Below are 772 nucleotides of genomic sequence, written 5' to 3' on the forward strand. Positions count from 1 at the left end.
ACCAGACTCTGAGAGCTGTTCTCAGATACTGTGGTCCCATCGTCGGAGTCCTCTCGAGGACCCGGCGGCACCACAGCATCCCGACCACACCGCGACTCAGCTCCGTTGCTCCACCGGACACCAGCGCACCTGAGAGAAGAGGAACCATGGCAAGCAGCAATCCGGCCTTCGGGCGTCCGGAGTTCAGCAACCGCGGCTACGCCGGCCGCGTGCAGGACCTCCCCGACGTCTCGTCCGACACGCTCGACCAGATGTACAACCGTCCGGCCGCGAGCTCCACGGAGACCGACCGGATGACCGTCGAGGACACCCTCGCGAAGACGGCTCTCGCCTTCGTCGTGCTCCTGGCGGGCGCGGCTGTCGGCTGGTTCGTCCCGGGGCTCATGCTCCCGGCCGTGATCGTCGCGCTCGTCCTCGGCATCGTCAACGCCTTCAAGAAGGTCCCGAGCCCCGCTCTGATCCTCGGCTACGCCGCCACTCAGGGCATCGCGGTGGGCGCGATCTCGGGCATCTTCGAGAACGTCTACGAGGGCGCGGTCGTCCAGGCCCTCCTCGCGACCGTCATCGTGATCGGCGTCACCCTGGCGCTGTTCATGAACGGCAAGATCCGCACCTCGCCGAAGCTGAACAAGATCTTCTTCATCGGCATGATCAGCTACGCGGTCTTCTCGCTCGTGAACCTCGGTCTCGGCCTCTTCGGCGTCGGCGGCGGCTTCGGTCTCCGCACCGGCTTCATCGGCATCGTGATCGGCCTCATCGCGATCGCGCTGGC

1 protein-coding gene is annotated in these 772 nt (G+C 66.2%); it reads left to right on the forward strand.

The window, feature by feature from the left end; genetic code table 11:
• Positions 1-146: 146 nt before the first annotated feature.
• A partial coding sequence (locus tag RKE40_RS29635; RefSeq protein ID WP_316021736.1) for a Bax inhibitor-1/YccA family protein occupies positions 147-772 on the forward strand: 626 nt, incomplete at its 3' end.

Origin of the sequence: Allobosea rubneri (assembly GCF_032464875.1) — a bacterium.
GTDB lineage: Bacteria > Pseudomonadota > Alphaproteobacteria > Rhizobiales > Beijerinckiaceae > Allobosea > Allobosea rubneri.